This window comes from Treponema sp. R8-4-B8, from assembly GCF_054786175.1.
Map to the genome: position 1 here is coordinate 1 of NZ_BDHE01000456.1, position 430 is coordinate 430.

General features: G+C 49.1%; 1 pseudogene. It reads left to right on the forward strand.

Features of this window, described 5'->3' with window-relative positions:
- Nucleotides 1–12: 12 nt before the first annotated feature.
- A pseudogene (locus ACYVRA_RS09225) lies at nt 13–430 on the forward strand (methyl-accepting chemotaxis protein); the annotation flags it as partial.

Consider the following 430-nt stretch of genomic DNA (forward strand, 5'->3'; position numbering starts at 1 on the left):
AGGAGAAAAGAAATGAAAATTAAAATCAAACTGAGCCTGCTTGTGATCGCCATTATGATGATCGCAATTTCCGGAGTTGCCGTAATGCTTCTGCGGCAAGCGTCAAAATTCAGCCTTGAATTGAGCATAAAAAGCCTCAAGAATCTGACTTCCTCACGGGCGCAGTTCTGGAAAGGCAGGGAAGACGGCTATTTACAGATGTTGCGCGGGATTGCGAATGTAATGGGCGAATATGAATCCCTGCCGGCGGAAATGCGTCGGGACAGGTATGACGAAATACTGAAGGCCGTATTAGTTGACTATACCAATTTTGTCCGTATATTTTCCATCTGGAAACCAAACGCCCTTGACGGCATGGACAGCCGTTATATAGGCCGCCCGGGATCAACGGCCACGGGGCAGTACGCGATGACATGGGCCAGGGATACCG